This is a genomic window from Haloimpatiens lingqiaonensis (assembly GCF_901447495.1).
Classification (GTDB): Bacteria; Bacillota; Clostridia; order Clostridiales; family Clostridiaceae; genus Haloimpatiens; species Haloimpatiens lingqiaonensis.
Map to the genome: position 1 here is coordinate 1 of NZ_CABDWS010000185.1, position 801 is coordinate 801.

An 801-nucleotide genomic window follows, 5' to 3' on the forward strand; every position below is an offset into this window, starting at 1 on the left:
GCAACTATGGAATTGGGAGAATCCCCACAGAAAAACATAGATACTTTCTTATCTATACTAAAATATAAAAATAAATAAGTTTATAGTCAGTTAAATGACTGCTATAAACTTATTATACGAGGAGGAATAAAAATGACAAAAATATTATTAAGCGGCTGTAATGGGAAAATGGGTAAAATGATTTCTCAAACGGTTACTAATCTTAAAGACTTAGAAATATGCGGCGGCATAGATAAAAATACAGATAAAAATTTCAATTACCCTGTATTTAATAGTATTAATGACTGCCATTTAGATTTCCATGTAATTTTAGATTTTTCTAGAGCAGATGCATTAGATTCACTATTGAATTATGCTGAAGAAAAAAACAAACCATTAGTTTTATGTACTACAGGATACTCAGAGGTAACTAACAGTTACAAATAAGTTATAAAAAGTTATAATTCTCTGTAAAGTTTTACAACTTTTAACTTAGAAAATTGTTGACAGCCTCCCATGTTCGTAAAGAGCATGGAGTGATGTATTAAATACATCCAAAATCCTTTGAATTGCTGGAAACCCCTAAAGCTAACTAAACTACAACGCAAGGATGAAAAAGGCCTAGGCGTGATAGTTGCGAAAGCGGAAAAAATTAGTTAGATAGCATAAGGTTAAATCCTAAGTGCGCCAATCTTATGGTTAAAAACCGTTAGGTTGCGATAATGGGCAATCAGCAGGTAAGCCTCGAAAAGAGGAAACTTCAACGACTATCCTGTGATGGGAGTACACTACAAGCTATTGGTAGTGGAAGTGGAGGACACC

The 801-nt window shown here is 33.2% G+C and carries 1 protein-coding gene; it reads left to right on the forward strand.

The window, feature by feature from the left end; translation table 11 throughout:
* The first annotated feature begins 132 nt into the window (after positions 1-132).
* Positions 133-426, forward strand: coding sequence for a hypothetical protein (locus tag FGK85_RS15210; RefSeq protein WP_138208001.1), 294 nt, complete (start codon positions 133-135; stop codon positions 424-426).
* The last annotated feature ends 375 nt before the right edge of the window (positions 427-801 follow it).